Origin of the sequence: Variovorax brevis (genome assembly GCF_030317105.1) — a bacterium.
Taxonomy (GTDB): Bacteria; Pseudomonadota; Gammaproteobacteria; order Burkholderiales; family Burkholderiaceae_C; genus Variovorax; species Variovorax brevis.
On the sequence record NZ_JASZYG010000019.1, the window covers coordinates 21,287 to 44,858 of the forward strand.

Here is a 23,572-nt window from a genome sequence, read left to right on the forward strand (position 1 = left end):
AGTGACTGGCAAGCGAAGTCCGTCAATGAACTTCTACGCGAATCAGGACCGCGGACGGCTCGACAACGGCGAGCCCAGATGCATCGGCTTTCGGGAGTGGCGGTGGATCGGGCAGTGGCCAAGGAGATCTTGCGCGCGGTACAGCCAGCGATCGAGGCAGCGACGATGGCCAGCGTTGAGCGGTCGCGCGGAATGGACGAGGTCATCGCCGCGCGCAGAAGCAGTACGACTTGGACGATCCTGCCAACCGTTTGGTTGCCGACGAACTCGAGCGGCGGGCGTGGCACCCACCGCTGACGCGGTCTTGGGGCACCAGCGCGAAGTGGCCGACCGGTGTCGACAACTGGGCGACAAGCGCGTTTTCAGTGCCAAGCGGCGAGCGCACCAAGCGTAAGGAGTACCACGAAGAGCAAAGCGAAATTTCGCCGCCAGTCGCGCGCATAGAGCTGCTTGCGAATCTGCCTTTCCAGTTCAAGCGATCTCTTTGCGCTGTGCCCCCAGAAATCATCTTGCTCATCGGCTTGCATGATTACCTCTCATATGGGAGAAAATCACATTTCAACAAAACAGGGCGATTTCCGTGTAGGACGAATTCCAAGGTGGCAGTCGGCGGGGAAAAAGGGTACCCGGGAGCCAGCGCGCGTGAGCGCATCTCCAGCCAGCGGCGCCACTTCATTCAACGCCGCGAGGAACACCGGCTTGTTCAGACGGCGATCGAAGCCCGCAGCCAGGACCATATCCCCGGGTCGCCTAAAACCGTGACGACGATCGCGGGCCATTGCCCCGCATGCGGCAACTGACACAACGCAGACAGGTGACCTTTCGTCAGCTATGACGCTACTGATGGCCAGGCAAAGGTACGTTGACGCCCATACGCGATGCTGGATCGTCGGCATTGGTTGGATGCCGTCAGAGTCGGTTGGGTTCGTCGAAAAATCTTGTCTACGCGCCGACCCGGGTCTGCGATCGCTCGGCGGTCGCCTGACGGTCTTGAATGTGAACGTCTTGGTGAACTCGCCCGATGCGTTGTCAATGATGGCCGCTTGGGTCCTGTGCGAGTCGAAGTTGGGTCAACACTTGGGTGCTCAACGCGATCGCTGCAACGCCGCCATTGCATCCGCAGTGGCGCACGGGAAACGGCGTCCCGCAGCCCAACGCCAGCGGTGCTCCTATCAAGAAGATGGGAGTACCTACGGCGACGCGGGCTCTCCATTGAGCGAATGGTGAATGACCCGAAGCACTTCAGCGCCGAAGACCTGAGGCGATGGCGCCAAGACGTCCGGCCGCAGTGATGGACGACTGGCGTTCGCCGTCCTGCTGCGGGTGGTCCTGTCATTCATGGTGGCGTGAAGTGCGCACACCCCTGGGGGCTGCGACGCCGGTCCATCAGGGACGCGCTGGCACACGAGCCGGGGTCGTCTGCCTGCCTTCAACGCGCAAACGCGATCGTCCGACGGTGGAGAAAACGACAAGCGACGCGCCCGGGTCTCACCTTCGAACGTTGGTGCTGTACACCCCAGCGGGCATGCACAGGTGATGGTCCATTTTGCAGGTGTGAGGCGCGTGGCCAACCGTGTGAAAACCAGGCCCGCCCGCGCGAAGCGATCCCTACCGGCGAACGCACTCGCTTCACTTGTCCAGTCGCTGCTCAAGCACCGACATCAGCGAGGCCGTGTAGGCCTGAAAGCCTTCGATCAGCTCATCCGAGGTCAATGCGTGATGGAGCATGGGCATCAGTTGGTCAGTCGCCGCGTCCAGCGCGCTTCTAAGCTGACCCGGCGCATGGTGCGTGGCCGCCAAGGCGAGGCAAAAAGATTTGAGGGCCATCATCTCGCCCCGACGTTTCAAGTCGATGTTCGTCGGTCATGGGGGACACTTCGGCGCAGATCTTCCCTTCGCCCAGCCACGGCTCGACCCGCCGGGGTGAGGATTTGCCGGAAGACGCGTCGCGGCCATGCTCGAACATGGTCACCGCGCAGGGGGAAACCAGATGGATGCACCAAGGTCTGCCCAAGCGCTGTGCATTCTGTCGACGAGGTGCACATGGGAGTAAACGTCCGCTCGGCCCTGTTTCACGCGTGCAAGATTTCGACGATGAAGATCATGAGGCGAATGCTACGGCACAGCAGACACCCCATTCGGCCACTGGAGCCTTGGCATGGCCGCAGCCTGGCGGCCAATGGCGTGCCGTTTGCGAGAACTTGGCGCGCAATCTGGTCAGGGGTGAAGGACGGCGAGTCGCTGGCCTTTGCCCGCTTCGCCAGCAGTTGGAGATCTCAGAACGTTATACTCCCGTCTAGACGACCGGGAGTATAACTTTCATGGCCACAGAAACGCAGCTCTTCAGCGACATGTCGGTGTCAGCGCAGACGAACTTCGCCGAGCTCTTCGAGCAAGTCCAGGCAGGCACTTTCGATCGATCGGTTCGCGACCTGCCCGGATCCTTCAACAAGAAAGTCGTCAAGGGGCGAGAGTACTGGTACTGGCAGGTCCACGACTTGACTGGCGCAAAACGGCAGGTCTACCTCGGCCCCGATGATGAGCGTCTGCAGAAGCTTGTTCAGCAGCACGGCAATGGCCAGCCACCACAGTCTGCTGACCTGGCATCACTCGCTGGCGCGTGCGTAGCTCTTGGTTGTGCCACGGTCATTCCCCAGCACTTCGAGGTGATCAACCGGATGGCCGAGCATGGGTTTTTTCGCGCCGGCGGGGTGTTGGTCGGGACGCATGCGTTCATTGCCATGGGCAACACGCTCGGTGTGCGGTGGGCTAGCGGCTGGCGCACCAACGATGTCGACGTGGCACATGCCGGCAAGAATGTTTCCCTGGCGCTGGCGGAAAACGCCAAGGCCGACATGCACGACGCAATCAGTTCGCTGGAGATGGGGCTTTTACCGTTGCAGACGTTTGGCAGCGCCCCCGGAGCCACCTACATAACGGCCAAGAAGGATCTGCGGGTCGATCTGCTCACCTCAGTGGGCCGCAAAAAGGATGTCTATCTCTACGAGCCACTGAACGTTCGTCTTCAGCCCTTGAAGTTCATGGAGTTCTCGCTGGAGCAGCCTATTCAAACGGCTCTTATCTCTGGCGAGCAGGTGGTGCTGGTGAACATCCCATCGCCGATGCGCTACGCGCTGCACAAGCTTGTGATTATGGGTGAGCGAGAAGAGGCTTTCCGCATCAAGATCCAGAAGGACGCGGGCCAGGTCGCCGCCTTGGTCGAATACGGAATGCTTCGATCGGCAGCGGCGTTGCGGGTGGCCGCGAAGGACCTGATGTCCCGCGGACCTGGTTGGCGCAAGCGGGCCGCCGAAGGCCTGAACTTCGTTGCCGAATACCACCCGCAAATCGCTAAGCAATTCGAAGCCGTATTGCTCCAGGCGGCGCCCGCAAAGGCCGGCAAGGAACGATAGGTCCGTTGCTGGCCTGCGTGGCACGTTGGCTCCGTTCCGGCTCCGGAAACCATCGATGCGGCAATCGCCTGCGCGTCAGCACCGAGCGGCCGCGCAATGAACCGAAGCGGAAATAACTTCGACCCCGAAACAATTCGAGAATGCAGCCGGCCAGGGTCGGCCGTCGTTATACTCCCGCGCGGCGTCGCCGGAGTATAACTGCTAACCTGTGCGGATGAGCTCGCTGCCGGAGTGGAGATTACCGAAGCTGTGAAGGGCTTCCTGTTCGGGATCGCCTTCGGGTTCATTGTTGGCCGCGTCTACGAGCACTTGCGCGCGCGGGCGCCGAGGAAAGGCTGTTGGCCACCGGCAGTGCCCTGACGTTCTCGTGTGCACGCAGGCTAGCAAACTTGATAGTTGTCGGGGGCACCCCAGCGGTCCACGATCAGGCGTATCGGGTGCGTCGCCTCTCCTTGTGACGCGCCACGCTGGCTGAAGGGTCCCTTCCGATGCACACCGACAAACACATGGTGCATGACCACGCACGATGGAAGACGTTTTTCGCGTGCTACGCCGATTGGTTCATCTCTGGAAATCAAAAGGGAAACGATCCGGACGATGGCCTGTTCGCATCTCTTCAGGGGATCGAAAAAAGCGCCTTGTCGAAGAAGGACCTGAGAAAGGCCATCCGCCGCACCATCGAACTGACGTCGGAATGGACGCCCGAACAGGTGGGCGAAGCCGATGCCTGGCTGGCAGCTGCCGGGACCTTCACCCTGAGTGAGGTTCGGCGGCGGTACTGGGGGAAGTACTTTCAGATTCTCAAGCACGGCACGATCCGCTCGGAAGCGGAGTACGACCTGATCAAGGGCGTCGTGGAATGTGGCGGCATCGAGTCGGGGACGAAGGAAGAGACGAAGCTGCGCAGCATGCTCGCTGATTTCGAGGCGGGTCTCGTTGCCTCGCTGGAGGTAGCCACAAGGGCGCCGCCAATGGCTCCGTAACGGCCGGGCCTGTCGATGAGGGCGCTCGTGTCGCTTGCGCCTATTCGACGCGTGCCTGCACGTCTGCGCTTGCCTGTGCGTCGCGCGTAATCCCGACAAAGGGACGGCAACTGAACCTGCCAATTGTCTCAGCGCCTGAGTGCAGTGCGCCGAAGGCACTCCAAAGCAATGATCCGAACATCGCCAACCGCATGTCGGCATCGATACGGTCGGTCTTGGCCCGCCTGGCGTGCCGGTTCACCACATGGAGGCGTCGACCACGATGTTGTCGTACCCTGCTCCATCAGCGAGCGGTGCAGGCACCAGCCGTACGCCCGGCTTCGTAGCACGAGTGAACCTTGACCTGCGGCTCGAGCTTGCAGCGCTCCAGGGCCTTGCCGATGCTGTGCAAGCAGCTTCCAGCTCTACCAGCGACCGGCAGCACGCGCATCAGTGCGCCGCTTCCGTTGTCGCGTTCGCTTGCAGACCCGGCGTGGTGCGCAGGGATTCCCGCTTCGATGCGCCGTAGTGCTGTGCTCGTCTGAATTCCGACATCGAACACGCGCCCATCGGGCGTGTATTCGGCGTGGCGCAGGCAGGGGAGCATGCGCTGCGCGTAGTCATCCACCGGGAAGGGCGCGACCGTCGCGAGGCTGTCGAGCAGGGCGAGCATGAGCGCGCCGTCGTCGCTCCAAGTGCCCATTGGCACACCGTAGTGAGCACGGCGAAATCCCGCCGGTGGCTCCATCTCCAGCAGCTTCCTGGGGGGGCAGGTCCTCCGGCGCGTGGAATTCGTAGCGCACACCGAGGGCGCCGCCAACCAGTGCGCCACAGAATGCACCGTGAATTCGATCTTCTGGAAAGGACATTGGCTGGCGCGGCGATGCGATCTCACGTTGAATCTTGGTGTTTGTTGATTCAAGAAGCATCAGCACGTGGTTGGCCGAGCGTTTGGTTTTTGCCGAGAGCACCTTACCGCCGCTGATCTTGGCGCCCGGGCACAACCCCAGCCAGGAGCAGAAATGCTTGACGTTGGCGAACCGGCTCAGGTCAGGGCCCATCTCCGAGAGGATCTTCATCACCGCAGTCAATCCCAGGCCGTTGATGCGCGTGAGATCCACCCCGGCCCAGTTGGCCAGAGTCTGGCGCGTGTCGAATTCGTGGCGCATCTTGCTGCCAGCCCGGGGCCCGTTGCCCAGATCAACCTTGCACTGACCCAACTCGGCCAGTAGTGCGTCCAGCTTCGCATCGCATTCGGCCAAGTGCCGGGCGATGTCGTCATACATCGCCAGCGCCTGGCGCAGCACGAACAAGTGCTCCTCGCGCCAGTTTCCCGCCAACGCCTTGATGATCTCCTGGGCGCTGGCCTTGACTCGGCTGTGTCGGTGGCGCGCCAATGACTTCGCATCGCGCTCGCCCGCTATGACGGCGCGGATGATCGCCTGCCCGGTCAGGCCCATGACGTCGGTGAGCACTTCCGTGAGCTGCAGGTTCATCTGCACCAGCGCCTTCTGCATGCGTTGCACCCAGCTGGCCTGCTCGACCAGCAGCACCTCGCGCTGGCGGGCCACCGCGCGCACGACGCACACCTCACCCGAGGGGCGCCAGGCCGCGCGCAAAAACCGCAGACTCATGAGCTTCTGCAACCACTGGCAGTCCTGCACGTCGCTCTTGCGCCGGGCACGTACTTCATCTGCCTGGCGTCGACCAGCCAGACCTTCAGCCCGCGCTGCTAAAGCACTTCGTACACCGGGATCCAGTACACCCCGGCGGACTCCAGTGCCACCGTGTCGACGCCGCACGCGATGAGCCATTCGGCCAGCGCGTTCAGGTCATCGGTCATCGCGCCGAACTCGCGCACCGATTCCTCGGCCAGGTGCGGTGGCACCGCCACCCAGTGGCTGGAGGCGCCGACATCGATCCCGGCCGCATTGGGAAATACCTCCTCATCTCGCTTGCGAACTGCCATGGCTTGCTCCAGCATCGTTGAGAACGGCAGCGCCATGGGAAACGTCGAATTCGACTCGATCTCTCAAGCGGGATGCGCATCGCTGCGCTCACCAATGTCGCCGGCGATTCCCGGACCATGCTCAATAGCGGGCTCACCGCCTGGCGCCGATAACGGCGAGAGTTCGCACCATTGACTTTTCGGTCATCGCGGCGCTGCCGTTCACCTTGTAGCGCATCCCTGTTTCTTCGGGAACGCCTGGCCCGCGTGCGGGCTTGGGATGCTCAATAGCAATCAGGGATAGCGACGAATCAGGTTCTCCTTGGGACCCGATTCCATCTCGCAAATGGCGACATCGCACGCCTGGAACGGCGCGTGGGCACTCCCGACCTGAGGGGGTTGGACTGATCCGGGTGCTTTCCACCACCACGCCGCGCCTGTTTGGAAGCCAAAGCTCAAGGACTTGAGCCACGCCACGGGCCGAGGCACAAACGGTGTTGGCTCAGCCGGTGAATCCCTTCGTGCTTGTCCAGAATGCCGTGTTCGGCCATGTGCCGCCCCTCGCTCGCCACACTCCGTTCTTCGGGGGCTATTGAGTGCGTGACAAGTCCGCGTCCTTGTCGAGTATTGCAATCAGGGATGTCAGTTCAACCGGCTTGACGACATGCAGGTCGAAGCCTGCGGCCGTTGTCATGCGCCTGTATTCATCTGTGCCATGCCCACTCAAGGCAATCAGTTGGAGATGCCTGTGCCTCGGGTCGCCGCGCAGCCGTCGGGCAACTTCAAACCCTGTCATGTCCGGAAGGCCGAGATCAAGAAAGACAAGGTCGGGCCTCAAATCGGCTGCAGAAGCGATGGCCGAAGCGCCGTCGCAAGCCACCGCGGCTTCGTGGCCGAAGGCCGCTATCAGTGCAGAAAGCGTTTCGGCGGCGTCGACGTTGCCATCGACGATCAGGACGCGGCGCGAACGTGGGCTGGCAGCAGGAGACGGCTCGCCCGACGCCGGTTGCTCGAGGATGGCAGGGGCCATGGCCAGCGGCAGTTTGACTGTGAACACGCTGCCTTGGCCGAACCCGGCACTTTCGGCCGCGACGCTGCCGCCGTGCAATTCCACCAGCCTCTTTGCCAGGGAAAGGCCGATGCCAAGGCCGCCTTGGGACTTGTCAACGCTTTCGCGAATCTGGCTGAACATGTCCCACACCTTGTTCAGGGCTTCCGAAGGGATGCCAATACCGTGGTCGCGCACACGGACCACGGCTGAATTGCTTTCACGAGCGATCTCGATCTGGATTGCGCTCGCGGGCTCGCTGTACTTGACCGCGTTCGTGAGCAAATTCGCCACGACCTGGATCAGCCTGGTGCGGTCAGCGTGGACGTAGATATTCTCGTACGGCAGGTCCAGCGAAAGCGCATGTTGTCGGGACTCGATCGACGGTTGGCAGGCCTCCACAGCGGCGTCTACCACGTCACTCAGGCGCAAGTGCTCCAGACGCAGATGGACTTTGCCGAAGCTGACGCGCGATACATCGGAGAGGTCGTTGACCAGGTCGACAAGCCGGGCCAGCTGCCGCTCCATGATGTTGACGACTCGCGTCGCCTTGGGAGCCAGCGATTGAGCGCGCAACAGCGCTATGCCGGTGCTTATCGGGGCAAGCGGATTGCGCAATTCGTGGGAGAGCGTCGCCAGGAATTCGTTCCTGTTTCGATCCGCTTCACGCAAGGTGGCCTGGGATCGCATCTCCTCCGTCGCATCGTGCGTTACAGCCAGGACATGCGCGACCCGCCCGTCTCCGCCGAATTCGGGCACCAGCCGGTTGATGAAGAAATGGGTTCCGTCTGGCCCATTGATCTGGAACTTCATGCGCCGCGGCTGTCCATCGTTGAATACCGCCTTCATCTCGGCGTCCCATTGATCGCAACGTGCCGGTGGCATTCCGATCTCACGGTTGGTACGGCCGATAAAGTCCGAGGGTGGGCGGCCGGTCATCGCCTCCACCGTTGCGTTCACGAACACGTGGCGCAGTTCGCGGTCGAAGCGGGCGAGGATCACGGGCGCGTTGTCGGCGAGCGACTGCAGGTCGCGCCGGCTTTCCGCCAGCGCGTCTTGTGCCCGGCGCCGCGCGGTGATGTCGAAGTTGACACCGGTGAGTTGTATGTTGCCCGCGACGCCTTCATTGGCGAATGCGGCCCCATACCCACCCAACCACAGGGTCCGCCCGTCCGGATGCAGATAGCGGAATTCGTGGGCATAGCTGACGCCCTCGCGCAACGCACGTTCAACGTCAGCCTCAAGCGTCGGCAAGTCATCCGGATGGATGCGCGCGCGAAGCAGTGCGACCCAACTCTCGCCGGAGTTCGGGGGGGCCAGACCGGAAAGTGCTTGTAACGTGGCGTCTACCTCAGACTGTCCAGTGGCTTGATCCCAGTGCCAAACCCCCATACCGCCCGCCGCGAGCGCCAGACGCAGCCGATGCTCACTCGCGCGCAACCGTTGCTCGGCGCGCGCTTGAACGAACGCGGCGAGTGCGCGAACGCCCGCTTCTTGCATGAGGGCGACTTCCTCATTCGTCCAGGCCCGGGGCGCGGCGTCGAACACGCCGAGAACAAAGGTGGTCGAGTGGTCTTGCCCGATGGGTACGGCGACCACCGCGCCTGGCTTCGTTGCCGCCGGGGCTCGCTTTTCTTCGATGCGCAAAGCCGCATCGTTGGCCACATCAGCGATGACCACAGCGCCGCCAGCGCGAAGGACCTGCAGCGACGCGGAGATAGCGTGAGCCGCGGCAAGGCAAGGGTCAATCACTTGAGCGTCGTTGGCGGTGTGCTCCCACATCAAATGTCCGTCCTCGCCGATCTCGCCGAACCGCACGAACGTCGCATCCAGGTGATTCACGAGCGCATGCGCCGTCGCCGCCTTCACGGTCGAAGGATCGACTTCGCGCTGCCATGCTTCGCAAAGGTTGTGGAAGAAGTCTTCACGATCGGCGATTCGACGCAATTGGCGCTTCATGGCGAAACGCTCGACGGCATTCTCAACCACCCGTGTCAGTGCTGCACGCGACATCCAGTCTTCGCCGATGTAGTCGATCGCGCCTGCCTGGAGCGCCGTCTGACCCAATTCGATCCTGTCGGCTCGTATCAAGACGACGATGGGACAAGGGGGCGCTCCCGCGCGGCCAAGATGCGCGAGCACTTCCGGGGCCTGCATGTCGGGAAGGTCAAAGTCCAAAAGAACGCAGTCAGGCCACCCCCCGTCGGGGAAGCGTACGGCCGCAATCCCGGCACTGCCCGTGTCGGCCTCGATGAATTGGTATTGACGATTTGAGCCCTGGTCCAGGTGGGTGCGCATCTCGGCGCGCGCTTCCGGATCGCTGGCGATCAGGACAACGCGAAACGGCCGGGCCATCGCCGTCACGTCGATTCCCTCGGCTCATTGATGGTCGTGGCGGTCATCATCGTCCTCGTGGAAACAGCAGACGAACGCTTTGCACCGGACCCTTTGGAGGGTGCAGGCAACGGGTGCATCAGGAACAGTGGGCTCGAGTTCTCGTAAGGCCAGTCGCTTGTCGCTTGCGAAGTGCAGTTGCCAGAGCCTGTTCTCTCAGTAGTCAGCCTCGTTTTCGTTGCCGGCTCGACGATTGTGCGTTCAACCGACAATTCGATCAACTTCCGGGTACGGCGGCAAGGTCTGCGCTGGAGTTGCACGCAACATTGGCAAACCCATGCACTGCATGGGAGGCTTGATCGCGCGCAATCTGCCGACACCTCGCGAACTCGCGAACCTGCATGTCGTGCGGGCGTCAACAGCCTGCCGGGCGTCACCGCCTGATCTCGACGAACCGCTTCCACCAGGCCGTGCCGCCTTCGGACAAAGGCGTGGCCTGCACCATCTGTTCCGCGACCCGTTCGACATCGACCCCGCTCGCCAGTTGGGAGAGCGTTTCGAACAGCAGCCGCCTGGACTCCATGCGAACACCCCATTCCCGTTCGAACAGGATGACGATGCGTGCGGCCTTCAGCGAGTCGCCGCCCAGGTCGAAGAAGTTGTCGTGCGGTTCGATGTCCTCGACCTGCAGGTCCAGCACGTCGGCCCAGAGCCTGGCGAGCGCGCCTTCTGCCGGCGAGCGATGTCCTGGCCGCATGCTTCGCACCGTGCGCGTTTCGCGGCTGGGCGGCGGAAGCGCGGCGCGATTGATCTTTCCGTTCGGCAGCAGCGGAAGCACCTGCAGCGCCACGAAGTGCTGCGGCAGCATGTAGTCGGGCAAGGTCGCGCGCAGGTGCTCCCTGAGCGCCGGGGCGTCGCAGGTGCCGTCGGCGGTCACCACATAGGCGACCAGGCGGGCATCGCCCGGCCGGTCTTCGCGCGCCATCACCAGGCACTGCGACACCTCGGGGTGCGCTTGCAGTTGCGCTTCGATCTCGCCGGGTTCGATGCGGTGGCCGCGCAGCTTCACCTGGAAGTCGAGCCGGCCCTGGTGCTCGAGCGTGCCATCGTGGCGCCAGCGGCCCCGGTCGCCCGTCTTGTACATGCGTGCGCCGGGCGCCGTGCCGAAGGGCTCCGGGACGAACCGGTCGGCCGTCAGCTCGGGCCGCGCCAGGTAGCCCAGTGCCACGCCGTCGCCGCCAATGAAGATTTCGCCCGACACGCCGACGGGGCAACAGTTGCCATGTTCGTCCAGCACGTGCAAGCGCGTGTTGGCGATGGGGCGGCCGATCGACATGGCCTGCGCTGGCCTGGGCACTTTCCAGCAGGTGGACCACACCGTGGTTTCGGTGGGGCCGTACATGTTCCAGACTTCGCCCGCACGGCACGACAGGGCCTGTGCCATGTGCAGACTGAGACTCTCGCCGCCGATGAGCGCCTTGAATGCGGGGCCTCCCATCCATCCGGCGTCGATCAGGAGCCGCCAGGTGGAGGGCGTCGCCTGCATCACGGTCGCTTCGGAACGGTCGAGCAGGGCGTTCAATGACAGGCCGTTGCTGGCTTGCTCGCGCGTTGCGAGCACGACCGTGGCGCCCACGGACAGCGGCAGCAAGAGCTCGAGCACCGAGATGTCGAAGCTCAAGGTGGTGACGGCCAGCAGCACGTCGCCGGCACGCAGTCCGGGCTCGCGCTGCATCGACAGCAGGAAGTTCACCACCGCGCGGTGCGGCACGGCCACGCCCTTGGGCTTGCCGGTGGAGCCGGAGGTGTAGATCACATAGGCCGGATCGTCGGGGCCGGCGTCGCGCGCGCTGTCGGGAGGCGGCGCAGTGTCGGGGTGCGCCGTGGGGTCCACCGGCGAATCCAGCAGCATCGTCGGCAATTCGAGTTCTTCCCAGTGGGAGGCCTTTTGCTGACCGGTCAGCAGCAAGACGAGGCCAGCATCCAGCGCCATGTCGTGCAGGCGTTGCCGCGGATAGGCGGGGTCCAGCGGCACATAGGCGGCGCCCGCCATCAGCACCGCCAGTTGCGCGACGACCATGGTGGGGTCGCGTTCCAGGCAAAGCCCGACGCGCGTGCCGCGTTGCACGCCCCGGGCGCGCAAGGCATGGGTCAGCCGATGCACGCGTGACCAGAGTTGCGCATAGTGCAGGCTGGCGCCGGGCAGTTGGCGCAGTGCCATGGCGTCGGAAGCGCAGTGACTGGACAGCAGTCCGTGTACCGTCTGTCCGCGCGGCCGGTCGACGTCCGTGTGGTTCCAGGATGCCAACAGGGCGAGTTGCCGGGGACCGGGCACGGCAAGGCCCTGCAAGGGAACGTCGGGCGACGCGATCAGCCGTTCCATCAGGTGCGCGTAGTTGTCGAGCAGCGCCTGCGCCGTCGCGGCCGAAAAGAGCTCGGTCGAGTAGGTCAGGAACATGGCACGTTCGCCCTCGATGTCGACGGTCAACCCCAGGTCGAATTGGGTCGCGCCCAGGCTGAGAGAGAGGAACTGCACATCCAGCCCCTCCAGTTGCACCGGCTCACGGCGTGCGTTGAGCACGTTGAACATCACGCGAAGCTCGGGCACCCGGGTGCCGGGCGCCTGCCTGCGCAGGCGTTCCACGAGGTAGTCCAGCGGCACGTCCTGGTGCGCGAAAGCCGACAGGCTGGTCTCGCGCACCTGCGCCAGCAGTGCGCGGAAGTCCTGCTCCGGCCGAACCTGGCAGCGCAGCACCAGCGTGTTGATGAGCGAGCCCACCAGTTCCTCCGCCTCGACCCGCGTGCGTCCGGCGATGGGCGTGCCCACGGCGACGTCGTCCTGCCCGCAGTAGCGCGACAGCAGGAACTGGAAGGCCGCCAGCAGGCTCATGAAAGGCGACGCGCTGTGCTGCGCGCTGAAGCCTTGCACGCGCTCGACCCAGGCTGGCGAAAGGTCGATCCGTACCCGCGCCCCCTGGCTGGACAGCCGCTGGGTCGCCGGGGTGTCGGCGGGCAATTCCAGCGGGCCCCATCCGGCCAGCTGCCGCAGCCAGTAGCGGGTCTGGGCGGCCAGCACCCCGTCGTCGATATGCTCGCGTTGCCAGCTCGCAAAGTCGACGAAGTCGATGGCGCGTGCCAGCAGGCGAGCCTCCTTGCCTAGCACCGCCGCGTTGTAGAGCGCCTGCAATTCACGCAACAGCACGCTCCACGACCAGCCGTCGCCGATCATGTGGTGCATCACCATCACGAGCGCATGGTCGTCGTCGGCGAGGCGCACGAGGATGAAGCGATGCAGGGGCCCGTGTGCGAGGTCGAAAGGCTGCGCTGCGATGCCCGCGGCCTGCCGCTCGAACTGCGCATCCCGTTCGGCCTCGGGCCAATCGCGCCCGTCGACTTCGGTCAGCACGGCCGGCTGCGGCTTGCCGATGATGGCCACGGGCTCGGATTCGCCGGACTCGAAGGTGGTGCTGAAGGCTTCGTGCCGCAGGGCCATCTGGTCGAGCGCCCGGCGCAGCGCCGCGCGCTGCAAGGGGCCGCGCAGGCGCAACGCCTCGCACATGTTGTAGGCCGCGCCGCGCGGGTCGATGGCATGCAGCAGCCAGATGCGCCGCTGGGAGAAGGACACCATTGAGGGCTGCGCGCGGGAGACTGCGGCAAGGGGTGCGAGTGCCGCGCTTTCGCCAAGGGGCGGCACGCCGGGATGGCCGTCCAGGAGCCGGGCCAGCCCTTCGATGGTCGGATGTTCGAAGATGCTGCGCACGGGCAGCTCGATCCTGAAAAGGGCGCGCACGCGCGACACGATCTGCGTTGCAAGAAGGGAGTGGCCCCCCAGGTCGAAGAAGTTGGTGCGGATCCCGAAGCCTGATTTGCCCAGGACGTGCTGCCAGATGGCCTGCAAGCCTTCCTCCAGCGGGGACCGGGGGGCGACCTCATCCGCTGTGACGCAACCGCTTTCGGGGCGCGGAAGTTTGCGACGGTCGACCTTGCCATTGGCAAGGCGTGGCATTTGCGGCAGGAACACAAAGGTCGCGGGGACCATTTGCTGCGGCAGCCTGGCGCGCAACTGCGTGCGAAGGTCGTGCGCATTGGCGCCGGTCGTGGCGTCGAGGGTGACATAGGCGACGAGTTCGCGTTGCCCGGGCACGTCTTCGCGCAGCAGCACCGCGCACATCTTCACGCCACGGCAAGCGTTCAAGCCGGCCTCGATCTCGCCCAATTCGACGCGGAAGCCCCGCAGCTTGACCTGCTGGTCGTCGCGCCCGATGAATTCAACGACACCATCGTCCAGCCAGCGCGCCAGGTCGCCCGTGCGATACATGCGTTCGCCGGGCCGGAAGGGGTTCGGCACAAAGCGCTCTGCGGTGAGATCGGGCCGGTTGAGATAGCCACGCCCCACGCCCAGGCCGCCCACATACAGCTCGCCCGGCACGTTCACGGGTTGCGGCTGCAGATGCGCGTCGAGTACGTAGAGCTGCGCGTTCGCCACCGGACGGCCGATGGGCACGACGGTGCGCTCGGGCACCGCGTCGCCCACCTCGAACCAGGCGCTGTCGATCGTGGTTTCCGTCGGCCCGTAGAAGTTGCCCAGCCGCGCAGCCGGCAGGCACCGCCTGAAGGCGAGCGCCAGGTCGCGGTCCAGGGCTTCGCCGCCGCACAGCACATAGCGCAGGCTCGTGCATTGGGCCAACGGCGCTTCGTCGAGGATCACGCGCATTTCGGAAGGAACGAACTGCACGACGCTGATGGCGTCCTCGTGCAGCGTGGCCGCCAACTGCTGCATGTCGCGGTGGACCTCGGGCTGCGCCAGCACGATCTGCGCGCCGCAAGCCAGGGGCGCGAAGAACTCGCAGATCGAAGCGTCGAAGCTGATGGAGGTCTTTTGCAGCACGCGGTCTTCCGGCACCAGGTCGAGCGTGTGCTGCATCCACTGCACGTGATTGGCCAGGCCGCCATGCGTCAACTGCGCGGCCTTGGGTGTGCCGGTGGAGCCAGACGTGAAGATCAGGTAGGCGATGTGCTCGGGCCGCGTCAGGTCCTGCACCGCTGGCACGGCGTCGACCGACAGGGTTCCGCCGTTGGCCGGCACTTCGATGATCGCGTGCTTCACCATGGCATCCAGCTCGCGCAGGCGCAAGGCCGGTTGCGTATCGGCCAGCACGAAGCGCGGCGCCGCATCGGCGAGCATGGCCCGCAGCCGCTCGGGCGGATGCTCCGGATCCAGCGGCAGGTAGGTGCCGCCGGCCTTCAGCAGGGCGAGCAGTCCGACGACCAGGCCGAAGCTGCGCGGCATGCACAGGCCGACCACGCTTCCGGGGCACACGCCCCTTCGGCGCAGTTCGTGTGCGAGCCGATCCGACAACGCGTCGAGCCTGGCATAGCGCATGGTTTGCTCGCCGAAGCGCAGTGCCACCGCTTCAGGCGTCCGCCGTGCCTGCGCGCGAAAAAGCGCGTGCACGTTGGGAGGGTGCGTTGGCGCAAGCGCCGGGCCATTCCACTCGACCAGCATGCGTTGCTGCTCGGCAGCGTCCATCAGCGGCAGCCGGGTGACCGCGCGAGCGGGCTCCTCGACCATGGCGGCCAGGAGCGTGCCGAAGTGCGCCGCCATGCGTTCGATGGTGTGCGGCGTGAACAGGTCGGTGCGGTACTCGATCTCGGCGTCCAGATGCGCCTGCGCGCCAGGGCCTGTCTCGGTCACTGTGAGCGACAGGTCGAACTTGGCGCACTCGGAGTGCACGCCCAGGCGCTCGCTGCGCAGCCCGTCAAGCTCGAGCGATCGATGTGCGAAGTTCTCCAGCGAAAACGAGACCTGGTACAGCGGATTGCGGCCCGGGTCGCGTTGTGGGCCGAGGTCGGCCACCAGGCGTTCGAATGGCATGTGCTGGTGCGTCAGCACTTCGAACAGCGCCTGGCGATTGCGACGGATCAGCTCGACAAATCCGGGCTCGGACTGGAGGTCGGCGCGAACCACCACCGTGTTGACGAAATGGCCAACCGTGTCGAACAGGCGAGGATCGTCGCGTCCCGCCACAGGCACGCCAATGGCGATGTCGGTCTGGCCGGTGTAGCGCAGCAGCAGCGCCTGGAACGCGGCCAGCATGGCCGTGAACAGTGTGACGTGCTGCTCCTTTGCGAGTCTGCGCAGGGCCGTGGCGAGCGCGGGCTCGATGCGGAAATCGTGTGTCTTGCCCTCGTATCCGGCCTTGGCTGGACGGGGCCTGTCAGCGGGGACTTCCAGGGCGTGCACATCGCGCAGGTTCTTGCGCCAGAAGTCCAGAGCGGCTTGCATGTCGCCGCGCTCAAAGTGCTGGCGCTGCAACCGGGCATGCGCACGCAAGGACAGCGGCAAGCCGGGGAGCGCCGGCGCGTCGAGCGCGTAGCACTGGCCCAGGTCGCGATGAAGAAGGGTCATCGACCATCCGTCCACCACGATGTGGTGGGCAACCAGCACGAGCACGTGCTCGTCGCCCGAAATCCGCAAGAGAGCGGCACGCAGCAAGGGCGCCTGCGAGAGATCGAAAGGCTCGGCAATGACGGCGGCGATGTGCGCCGCCTCGTCTGCACGTTCCGGAAGCGCCACTTGACGCAGACGGAAGCGCTCCGCCGCGAGCGCTGGCGGAATCACCCGCTGGACGGGTGCGCTGTCCGTGGCGTGGAATCCGGTTCGCAGGCCGGCATGGCGGGCCAGCAGTGCACCGAGGCTTTGCTGGAGTCGATCGACATCGAGACGGCCATGCAGGCGGGTGACCGAGTGGATGTTGTAGGCCGGATTTCCGCCGCCGAGTTGATCGACGAACCAGAGGCCCTCCTGCGCAAATGACAGGGGTGCATCGCCGTCGGCGTCGTTGTCGGCATGGCCCGGCGAGCCGGATGCGGCATGAACCGCGCTGCCGCGTGCAGCCACGTCGTCGATGGCGGCCTGCACCAGCGCCGCAAACTCGGTGACCGACGGTGCTGCCAGCACATGGGCCACGGAGATCGCCACACCGCAGTCCCGGTTGACCGCGAGCGCCAGCCGCGCGGCCGATAACGAATCGCCGCCCATCGCCAGGAAATTTGCATCCGTGTCGCCCAGGGGCCGGCGCAGGATCTGGGCAAACAGGGCGGCCATGCGTGCCTGCAAGGGCGTCAAGGGCGCTCGCGGCCCGGTCGCCGCCGGCTGCAGGCGGGGGATGAACTGAAGTTGCTCGTGCATCCGCCGCCGCTGCACTTTTCTGCCCACGCCAGTGGGGATCTTTTCGAGCAGGTGGATGCACGCGGGGATTTTGAAGTCGGCCAAGGCCCCGAACAATGCGCGGCGCAGGGCGCGCGGGTCGGCCGACGCGTTGTGTGTCAGGACCACGGCCGCGTGCACGTCCTCGCCCAGCGTCGGATGCGGCGCGGGAAAAGCCACGGCCTGGGCGACGGCCGGCAAGGCCAGCAGGGCCTGCTCGATCTCATGGGGCGCAATCTTTTCGCCGCCGCGATTGATGATTTCGGACGCTCGCCCGGTGATGTAGATGTGGCCGTCGGTCCCTGTCCAGCCCAGGTCGCCGGTGATGAACCACCCGTCATGGAAGGCTTCGCGGTTCAGTTCCGGCGCGTCCTCATACCCGGAAAACAGGGCCGGCCCGCGCGCGACGATGCGTCCCACACTGCCGCAAGGCTGGTCGTATCCATCCTTGCCGATCACGCGAAGCTCGGCCCCCGCCGCAGGACCGACCGAGCCCAACCTTCTGGTACCGGGAGGCAACGGGTTGCTGGCCATCTGGGTGGCCGACTCGGTCATCCCGTAGGACTCGATGACGCAGGACTTCCACAGCGCTTCCAGCTGGCCCAGCAGGGCGGACGAAAGCGCCGAAGACGCCGAGCGGACAAAGCGCAGGCGATGCTCTGGCCACGCCGGCCCCAGCCTGGCACCCAAGTCTGCGATGGCCTGGTGGATGGAGGGCGCGGCGGTGTACCAGGTGGGCACGAACCGGGTGATCCACTGCACAAAGTTGTCCGCGTCAAATCCAGGCGTGCACACCACCGGGGAGCCGGCGACCAGCGGCGTCAGCAGGCCGCCGATCAGGCCATGGGCGTGGAAGAGCGGCATCACCAGCAGCCCGCAATCGTCCTGCGTCATGGCCAGGTGATGGCCGATGTTGCGCGCTGACGCCAGGATCTGTTGGTGGGTGAGCGGTACGCGCTTGGGCTTTCCGCTCGTGCCGGAGGTGAAGAGGACGAAGGCGGTGTCCCCGGGGGCCGGCGAGGCGCGGTGGTCCAGGTGCTTCGACGGATCGGCCGGCGCCTGCAGGAACCCTGACAGCTCGAAGGGGAGCGCCGGCACGCCCAGTTGCCGGGCAAGGGCTGTCACCACGTCGTCGCCCGGCTGGCCCAATACGGCGTTGGCGCGTGCGTCATGTGCCAGGGCCTCCAACTCGGGCGGCGTCAGTCCGGGGTGCAGCGGTATGACTGTCGCGGTGCAGGCCAGGGTGATGTTTGCCAGGGCCAGCGGCAGGCCGGTCGGCAACACCACGGCAATGCGGGATCTGGAGTCCAGGCCAAAGGATGCCAGCCAAAGCCGCACCTGGTCTGCGGCGGCAAGCAATTGTGAGTAACTGAGCGAGGGATGCCCCGGCGAGAGCAGGGCGGGCGCCGAAGGTCGGGCCCCTGCATGAAATTCCAATACCCCACGCAGGTTCGTTGGTTCCAGATCGGTCACGCCAACCCTTTCGCCTTTAGTAGTTATTTGTCACATTTGTTTCATAGTGTGTGCTGCGTGGTCGCGTGTGTAAAGCACGCTCACGCAGCAGCAAGCAATATGGACAAACGGGCGATGCGAGCGAATTGACGCCGCGTAACCGAATGTAGCGACGCCGTTTGCTGGCACCGTAGGACGGGTTCCCACCTTTGGTTCAGCAAATTCCATTTGGACGTCCAATGCTGCGGCTACGCGCGTCGTGTCATGGCCACCACGCCTTGGCCAACCGCCGACGCCGGCCGCTCCAGGAATTCTTCTGGCAAAGCCAAGTTGAGCAGCGCGGCCACCAGGAACGCCAACAGCTGGATACAAGTCCATCCGGCGGTTTTTTTTGCGCCCGGGTGGCCAGCAGCGGCGGCCGAATCCTGCGTTTTGCCGCCGAAGACGTGAGCGCAACGCGCCCCAATGCTCGACATGACCTCTTGCAGAGGGGGGCGGATGGACGCGGGTGGTCAGGACGACCCCTCTCCGCGCAGAACGACCAGGACCGTGCGCGCGAGAATCGTTGCGTCGAGTCGCCACGTCCACTCCGCTGCATATCGAGCGTCAAGGGCGACGCGGGCAGCGAAGGGAAGCCGATTGCGACCGCTCACCTGCCACAGGCCGGTGATGCCGGGCCGCATGTGGCAATAGTGCCCCCAAGTGCGGCCGTACAGGCTGCGCTGGCGAACCAGGCAAGGGCGAGGACCCACCAAGCTCATATCGCCCTTCAGGACGTTGAAGAACTGTGGCAACTCGTCCAGGCTCAACCTTCTGATGATCCGGCCGACGCGCGTGACGCGTGGATCGTTTTCCAGCTTCTGAAATTCGTTCCATGCGGTTCGCGCTGCCGCGTCGTTCTCCAGATGACGCTCGAGGACTTCTTCTGCCCCCTTCACCATCGAACGGAATTTATAGAAACGAAAGGGGCGGCCGCCCTGACCCAGGCGAGTCTGCCAATAATGCACCGGCCCGCCCGTTCCGACGAGCACGGCCGCGGCGACAAGTAGATAGAGCGGCCAGAGGAATACGAAGAAGGCCAACGCTCCGGCAATGTCGACTGAGCGTTTGAGCACGCGCTGAAAAGGTGTGAGGCAGCAGGGTTCCGACAGGAATTCCTGTTGGGGGTCGACGGGATCCGGGCAACTGCCCGGCGTGACGGCTTGGACTGGATGCTCCAGCATGAAAGAGCCGCCCGGTACGCCGCCGCCGGGACCCGCCGCGCCGCCACCGGGACCGCCACCGCCGCCCGTTCCGCCCTCAGCGCTGCCAACTCCAGGCCCGCTTGCTGCAGGACCAATCCCGGCCCCACCACCACCGGATCCATTGCCAGCGCTGGGGCTGCTGCCACCGGGATCCGCGGTCAGCGCGAAGCCGCCATCCGGGCACGTGCCTGTAGAAGCCGCAATTCCCGTCGCCGTTGGACCCGAAACAGCGCCCGGGATGGGCGAGGCAGGCGGATTCGACGCGTGGGGGCCGGGCGGCGGCGCGCTGAGACAGATGGCTTCGCCGAAGGTGTTGTATCGATCGCGACGTGTCATGGCCGCCGTCTCACGAGCCATGCCGCCTTGAACCGGCGCGGTCCGACTCGCCCGCGGTGCGATGCTGCCGATGCCCGGTTGTCCCCAGCGGATCGGGCGAGGGACCTCAATGACGATCGGCATTTGTTGGGTGTGGCCGACCCCAAGCGTGCGTCGCGCCAGTTCTTGTCTTGCTCCCCGGCGCGCTGCAGCCCCATCCCCGCTGCTTCGCGGCAGTGCGTCTTTGCGCGATGGGGTCGCGAAAAGCTGGGTCATCCTTGGCTTCGACGTGGGCGGAAAAATGGGAAAATCTCACATTTGACAATGATTGTAATCATTAAGTATGAAATCGTTCAGCGCGTGAGCGCCCTGGGCAGAAGGGCCTCAGGTCGCTGGTTCTGGTCCGCTGGACTCCTGAGGCACTGCGCGTGGCGTGGCGTGCGCTCAGCAGTGAGCGGAGGGCTGTTGAAGCCAGACCAGGTTGCTTCTGACACCCCCACGGTATGAAGGCAAGTGTTGTTCTGGAAAAGCATGATGCTCGCCGCTGGGGTTTCGCCTCCGGGGCTCTATGGCCGCGATGTCTTCCCGCCAGGACGGCGTGAAAACGCCGCAGGTGCTTCGTGAACGATTCGATCCTGCTCACGAACCAGAAACCCCAAAAAAGCCAATGCCGCGTGTCGCGGGCGGGCCCAGCCTTGTCCGGGCTGTGGACCTGCACCCGTCAAGCAGTTTTGCCGTCACGAGGCGGGGACTCAGCAATCGGCGGGTGCATGCCCTGCGCAGGCCTGGATGGTCACAGCAAGACGGCCACCTGCTCCGCTGTCGCCTTGGCCGACCAAGGATTTTGGCCGGTCACCATCAGGCCATCAACGACGACATTCGAGACGAACGGAAGCCAGGCTTTCCCGTAGAACCCGCCGCGCTGCTTCATTTCCTGTTCGGCGTTGGAGGGCATCTTCGAGGCCACGATCTCGTCGGGCCGTGCCGTGGACGGCAGCAATGCAGGCCGGGATTTTTCGGCCAGCCAGTCCTTCACTGAAGCATCGGCCACCGGCCTCCTTTGCGCTGCAGGCCATCTGCCTGTCGCAGTGCGGCGACTACACCGGCATGCCCGTCCCGCCCGTGACGTGCACAGTGCAGTCGTATTTCTTCCTGACCGCGGTGGACGTGCTCACCGGGAGCGGGGCGTCGGCGCTCGCCGCGCTCGGCGATTCCGGGCGCGCGCATCACAAGGGGGTGTGCATCTTCGGCGCCACGCTTCCGCCGTTCGAGTGCGCTGGCGACTACTGCGCCGAAGGCGCAAGCGCCAGGCGGTCAACAACTGGATCTGCGCCAGCGGCGAGTACAACGGCGTGATCGACTTCGACATGACCGTACGCGATGTCGGCCACCCGTCCCGCTTGCTGCCGCTCTACGACAGCGGCGACCACCTGCACCCCAGCGGCGCCGGGTACCATGCGATGGGCGGGTCGGTTTCGCTGCAGCTGTTCAGTAGCGGAGCCGTTCACGCATGACAGCGCAAATCGCAGCGACAGCATGCTCGCCTGCTCGCGAGGGACGCAACGCTCGATGCGCCGACCGATCGGCGCTGGACAGTGCCCAGCTCAGTCTATCGGGATGCGCGTGGCGGCGAGGGCGTCGCCCATGGCCTCCAGCAGTACATCCGCCGGCTGCGCACCGCTGAGTGACATCCCTCGATTGAACACAAACAAGGGCACGCTGATCGCACGTTCCAGCTTTGGAGGGCGGGCAGCCATCCAGGTCTTCCATGCGGCGTGATCGAGCCCGTGGCGGCTGCCGATGTCCGACAGGGTGGCTTCATCCCCGATGTCGGCGCCTTGCTGGAAATAGCCCACCAACAGCGCGTCCAGCAGCGCATCCAGTTGCGCGGATGACAACTGCTCCTTGGCATAGGCCAGCATCCGATGTGCGAGCAGCGTGTTGGGAAAGCGGCGAATCCGGTCGAAACGCACTTCCGTACCAGCCTGCCCCGCAGCCGCTCGTACCTGCGCCTGACGGGCACGCATGCGTTCGACGCTCCCCAGGCGCTGCTGGTAGAACGCTTCGAAGTCCACGCCGTCCGTCGGCAGGTCCGGGATCAGTTGCACCGAGCGCCAATGCACCTGCACCGACGGATGACCAGGGACGCTGGTGAATTTCGCCAGCGCCCGCTCCAGATTCTTCTTGCCGATCAGGCACCAGGGACAGATCAGGTCGAGGTAGACGTCGATGTGGAGGGTGGGCTCCAGTTGTTGCATGTCGGGTTGCGTCAAGCGCAGCGTTCGAAGATGGCCGCGATGCCCTGGCCACCGCCAATGCACATCGTGACCAGCGCATAGCGGCCCTGCACGCGATGCAGTTCCGCAATCGCCTTCACGGTGATGATCGCACCGGTCGCGCCCACCGGATGGCCCAGCGAAATGCCCGAGCCGTTCGGGTTGACCTTGGCCGGGTCGAAGCCCAGTTCCTTGATGACCGCGCAGGCCTGCGCCGCGAAGGCTTCGTTGGACTCGATCACGTCGAGGTCGCTCACCTTGAGGCCCGTGCGCTCCAGCACCTTGCGCGTGGCCGGCACTGGGCCGATGCCCATGTACGCCGGTTCAACGCCGGCGTGCGCGTAGCCGACCAGGCGCGCCAGCGGCTTGAGGCCGAGCGCCTTCGCGCGCTCGCCTTCGGCCAGCACGACCGCGGCGGCGCCGTCGTTGATGCCCGACGCATTGCCGGCCGTGACAAGGCCGTCCTTCTTGAAGGCCGGCTTCATCTTGGCCAGCGTCTCGACCGTGGTATCGGCGCGCACGTGCTCGTCGGTGTCGAACAGCACGATGCCCTTGCGCGTCTTGACCTCGACCGGAACGATCTGCTCCTTGAAGCGGCCCGCCGCAATGGCCGCCGCGGCGCGCTGCTGGCTCAGGACCGCCAGTTCGTCCTGCTGCTCGCGCGTGATGCCATAGCGCGCGGCCACGTTCTCGGCCGTGATGCCCATGTGCATCTTTTCCCACGGGTCGTGCAGGATGCCGAGCATGTAGTCCACCAGCACGGTGTCACCCATGCGGGCACCGTAGCGGGCCGAAGTGTCGAAGTACGGGCCGCGGCTCATCGATTCCGAGCCGGCGCCGATCGCCACATCGCAATCGCCCAGCGCGATGGCCTGCGCCGCCGACACGATGGCCTGCAGGCCCGAGCCGCACAGGCGGTTGACGTTGAAAGCGGGCGTCTCGATGGGGCAGCCGGCGTCGACGGCGGCGACGCGGCTCAGGTATGCGTCCTTCACATCGGTGGGAATGACGTTGCCCATCACGAGGTGGCCGACCGCTTCCGGCGCCACGCCGCTGCGCTGGATGGCGGCCTTCACAGCCGTGGTCGCCAGTTGGGTGTTGGGGACATCCTTCAGCGATCCGCCAAAGGTGCCGATGGCGGTGCGGGCGGTGCCGACCACGAAGATGTCGCGAGAGGTCATGAATTGTTCCTGGAATTGAGGGAGGATGGGCTCACACCGTCGGGGGCGAGCCGCGTCGAGCAAAAGTCGTCCGCATCCGGGAAACAAGGGTACGAAACCCGGCGCCGCGGCGCACCGCATTTCGTGCCATTCGCTTCGCATTTCATGCCACGCGGCGATGCGGCGCGGCGATCGCCAAGCCTCCCGAGT

At 65.1% G+C, this 23,572-nt stretch carries 11 protein-coding genes and 1 pseudogene; 4 read left to right on the forward strand and 8 right to left on the reverse strand.

Annotated elements, in window-relative coordinates; genetic code table 11:
* Positions 1 to 230: 230 nt before the first annotated feature.
* From QTI66_RS33080 to QTI66_RS33090, 3 genes are all read left to right on the forward strand, one after another.
* Positions 231 to 800: a hypothetical protein gene (locus QTI66_RS33080; RefSeq protein WP_286564614.1), complete on the forward strand. Its 570-nt coding sequence runs from the start codon at positions 231 to 233 to the stop codon at positions 798 to 800.
* A gap of 1,521 nt (positions 801 to 2,321) precedes the next feature.
* Positions 2,322 to 3,413: a GSU2403 family nucleotidyltransferase fold protein gene (locus QTI66_RS33085; protein ID WP_286564615.1), complete on the forward strand. Its 1,092-nt coding sequence runs from the start codon at positions 2,322 to 2,324 to the stop codon at positions 3,411 to 3,413.
* Positions 3,414 to 3,901: 488 nt separating this feature from the next.
* Positions 3,902 to 4,396 carry a hypothetical protein gene (locus tag QTI66_RS33090; protein WP_286564616.1) on the forward strand — a complete coding sequence of 165 codons (495 nt, stop codon included), beginning with the start codon at positions 3,902 to 3,904 and terminating at the stop codon, positions 4,394 to 4,396.
* Positions 4,397 to 4,679: 283 nt separating this feature from the next.
* Here the strand turns inward: QTI66_RS33090 and QTI66_RS33095 are convergent, their stop codons facing one another.
* The 6 genes and pseudogenes from QTI66_RS33095 to QTI66_RS33120 form a co-directional block, all read right to left on the reverse strand.
* Positions 4,680 to 5,123 (reverse strand): ADP-ribosylglycohydrolase family protein, encoded by a 444-nt coding sequence (locus tag QTI66_RS33095; protein ID WP_353506256.1) that lies wholly within the window; start codon positions 5,121 to 5,123, stop codon positions 4,680 to 4,682.
* Between the two features lie 169 nt (positions 5,124 to 5,292).
* A pseudogene (locus QTI66_RS33100) lies at positions 5,293 to 6,344 on the reverse strand (IS110 family RNA-guided transposase); the annotation flags it as partial.
* Between the two features lie 568 nt (positions 6,345 to 6,912).
* Entirely contained in the window at positions 6,913 to 9,726 is a 2,814-nt protein-coding gene (locus QTI66_RS33105) for a response regulator (protein ID WP_286564653.1), read from the reverse strand.
* 412 nt (positions 9,727 to 10,138) lie between these two features.
* Positions 10,139 to 18,388 (reverse strand): non-ribosomal peptide synthetase, encoded by an 8,250-nt coding sequence (locus tag QTI66_RS33110; protein ID WP_286564618.1) that lies wholly within the window; start codon positions 18,386 to 18,388, stop codon positions 10,139 to 10,141.
* Positions 18,389 to 18,879: 491 nt separating this feature from the next.
* Entirely contained in the window at positions 18,880 to 19,590 is a 711-nt protein-coding gene (locus tag QTI66_RS33115; protein ID WP_286564619.1) for a sugar transferase, read from the reverse strand.
* Positions 19,591 to 20,719: 1,129 nt separating this feature from the next.
* The gene (locus QTI66_RS33120) at positions 20,720 to 20,977 is read right to left on the reverse strand and encodes a type 1 glutamine amidotransferase family protein (protein ID WP_286564620.1); all 258 of its coding nucleotides are present in this window, start codon (positions 20,975 to 20,977) and stop codon (positions 20,720 to 20,722) included.
* A gap of 220 nt (positions 20,978 to 21,197) precedes the next feature.
* Between QTI66_RS33120 and QTI66_RS33125 the strand changes: the two genes are divergently transcribed.
* Positions 21,198 to 21,440, forward strand: a complete 243-nt coding sequence (locus QTI66_RS33125) for an SGNH/GDSL hydrolase family protein (RefSeq protein ID WP_286564621.1) — start codon at positions 21,198 to 21,200, stop codon at positions 21,438 to 21,440.
* Between the two features lie 90 nt (positions 21,441 to 21,530).
* Here the strand turns inward: QTI66_RS33125 and QTI66_RS33130 are convergent, their stop codons facing one another.
* Positions 21,531 to 22,184 carry a DsbA family oxidoreductase gene (locus QTI66_RS33130; RefSeq protein ID WP_286564622.1) on the reverse strand — a complete coding sequence of 218 codons (654 nt, stop codon included), beginning with the start codon at positions 22,182 to 22,184 and terminating at the stop codon, positions 21,531 to 21,533.
* An 11-nt stretch (positions 22,185 to 22,195) separates the two neighbouring features.
* Positions 22,196 to 23,383 (reverse strand): acetyl-CoA C-acyltransferase family protein, encoded by a 1,188-nt coding sequence (locus tag QTI66_RS33135; protein WP_286564623.1) that lies wholly within the window; start codon positions 23,381 to 23,383, stop codon positions 22,196 to 22,198.
* Positions 23,384 to 23,572: the final 189 nt, after the last annotated feature.

Excerpts from the sequence above, each read along its gene's own strand:
- QTI66_RS33085 (WP_286564615.1), top strand. The coding sequence starts at position 2,322 with ATGGCCACAGAAACGCAGCTCTTCAGCGACATGTCGGTGTCAGCGCAG.
- QTI66_RS33090 (WP_286564616.1), top strand. The coding sequence starts at position 3,902 with ATGCACACCGACAAACACATGGTGCATGACCACGCACGATGGAAGACG.
- QTI66_RS33095 (WP_353506256.1), bottom strand. The coding sequence starts at position 5,123 with ATGGAGCCACCGGCGGGATTTCGCCGTGCTCACTACGGTGTGCCAATG.
- QTI66_RS33105 (WP_286564653.1), bottom strand. The coding sequence starts at position 9,726 with ATGGCCCGGCCGTTTCGCGTTGTCCTGATCGCCAGCGATCCGGAAGCG.
- QTI66_RS33115 (WP_286564619.1), bottom strand. The coding sequence starts at position 19,590 with ATGCTGGAGCATCCAGTCCAAGCCGTCACGCCGGGCAGTTGCCCGGAT.
- QTI66_RS33130 (WP_286564622.1), bottom strand. The coding sequence starts at position 22,184 with ATGCAACAACTGGAGCCCACCCTCCACATCGACGTCTACCTCGACCTG.
- QTI66_RS33135 (WP_286564623.1), bottom strand. The coding sequence starts at position 23,383 with ATGACCTCTCGCGACATCTTCGTGGTCGGCACCGCCCGCACCGCCATC.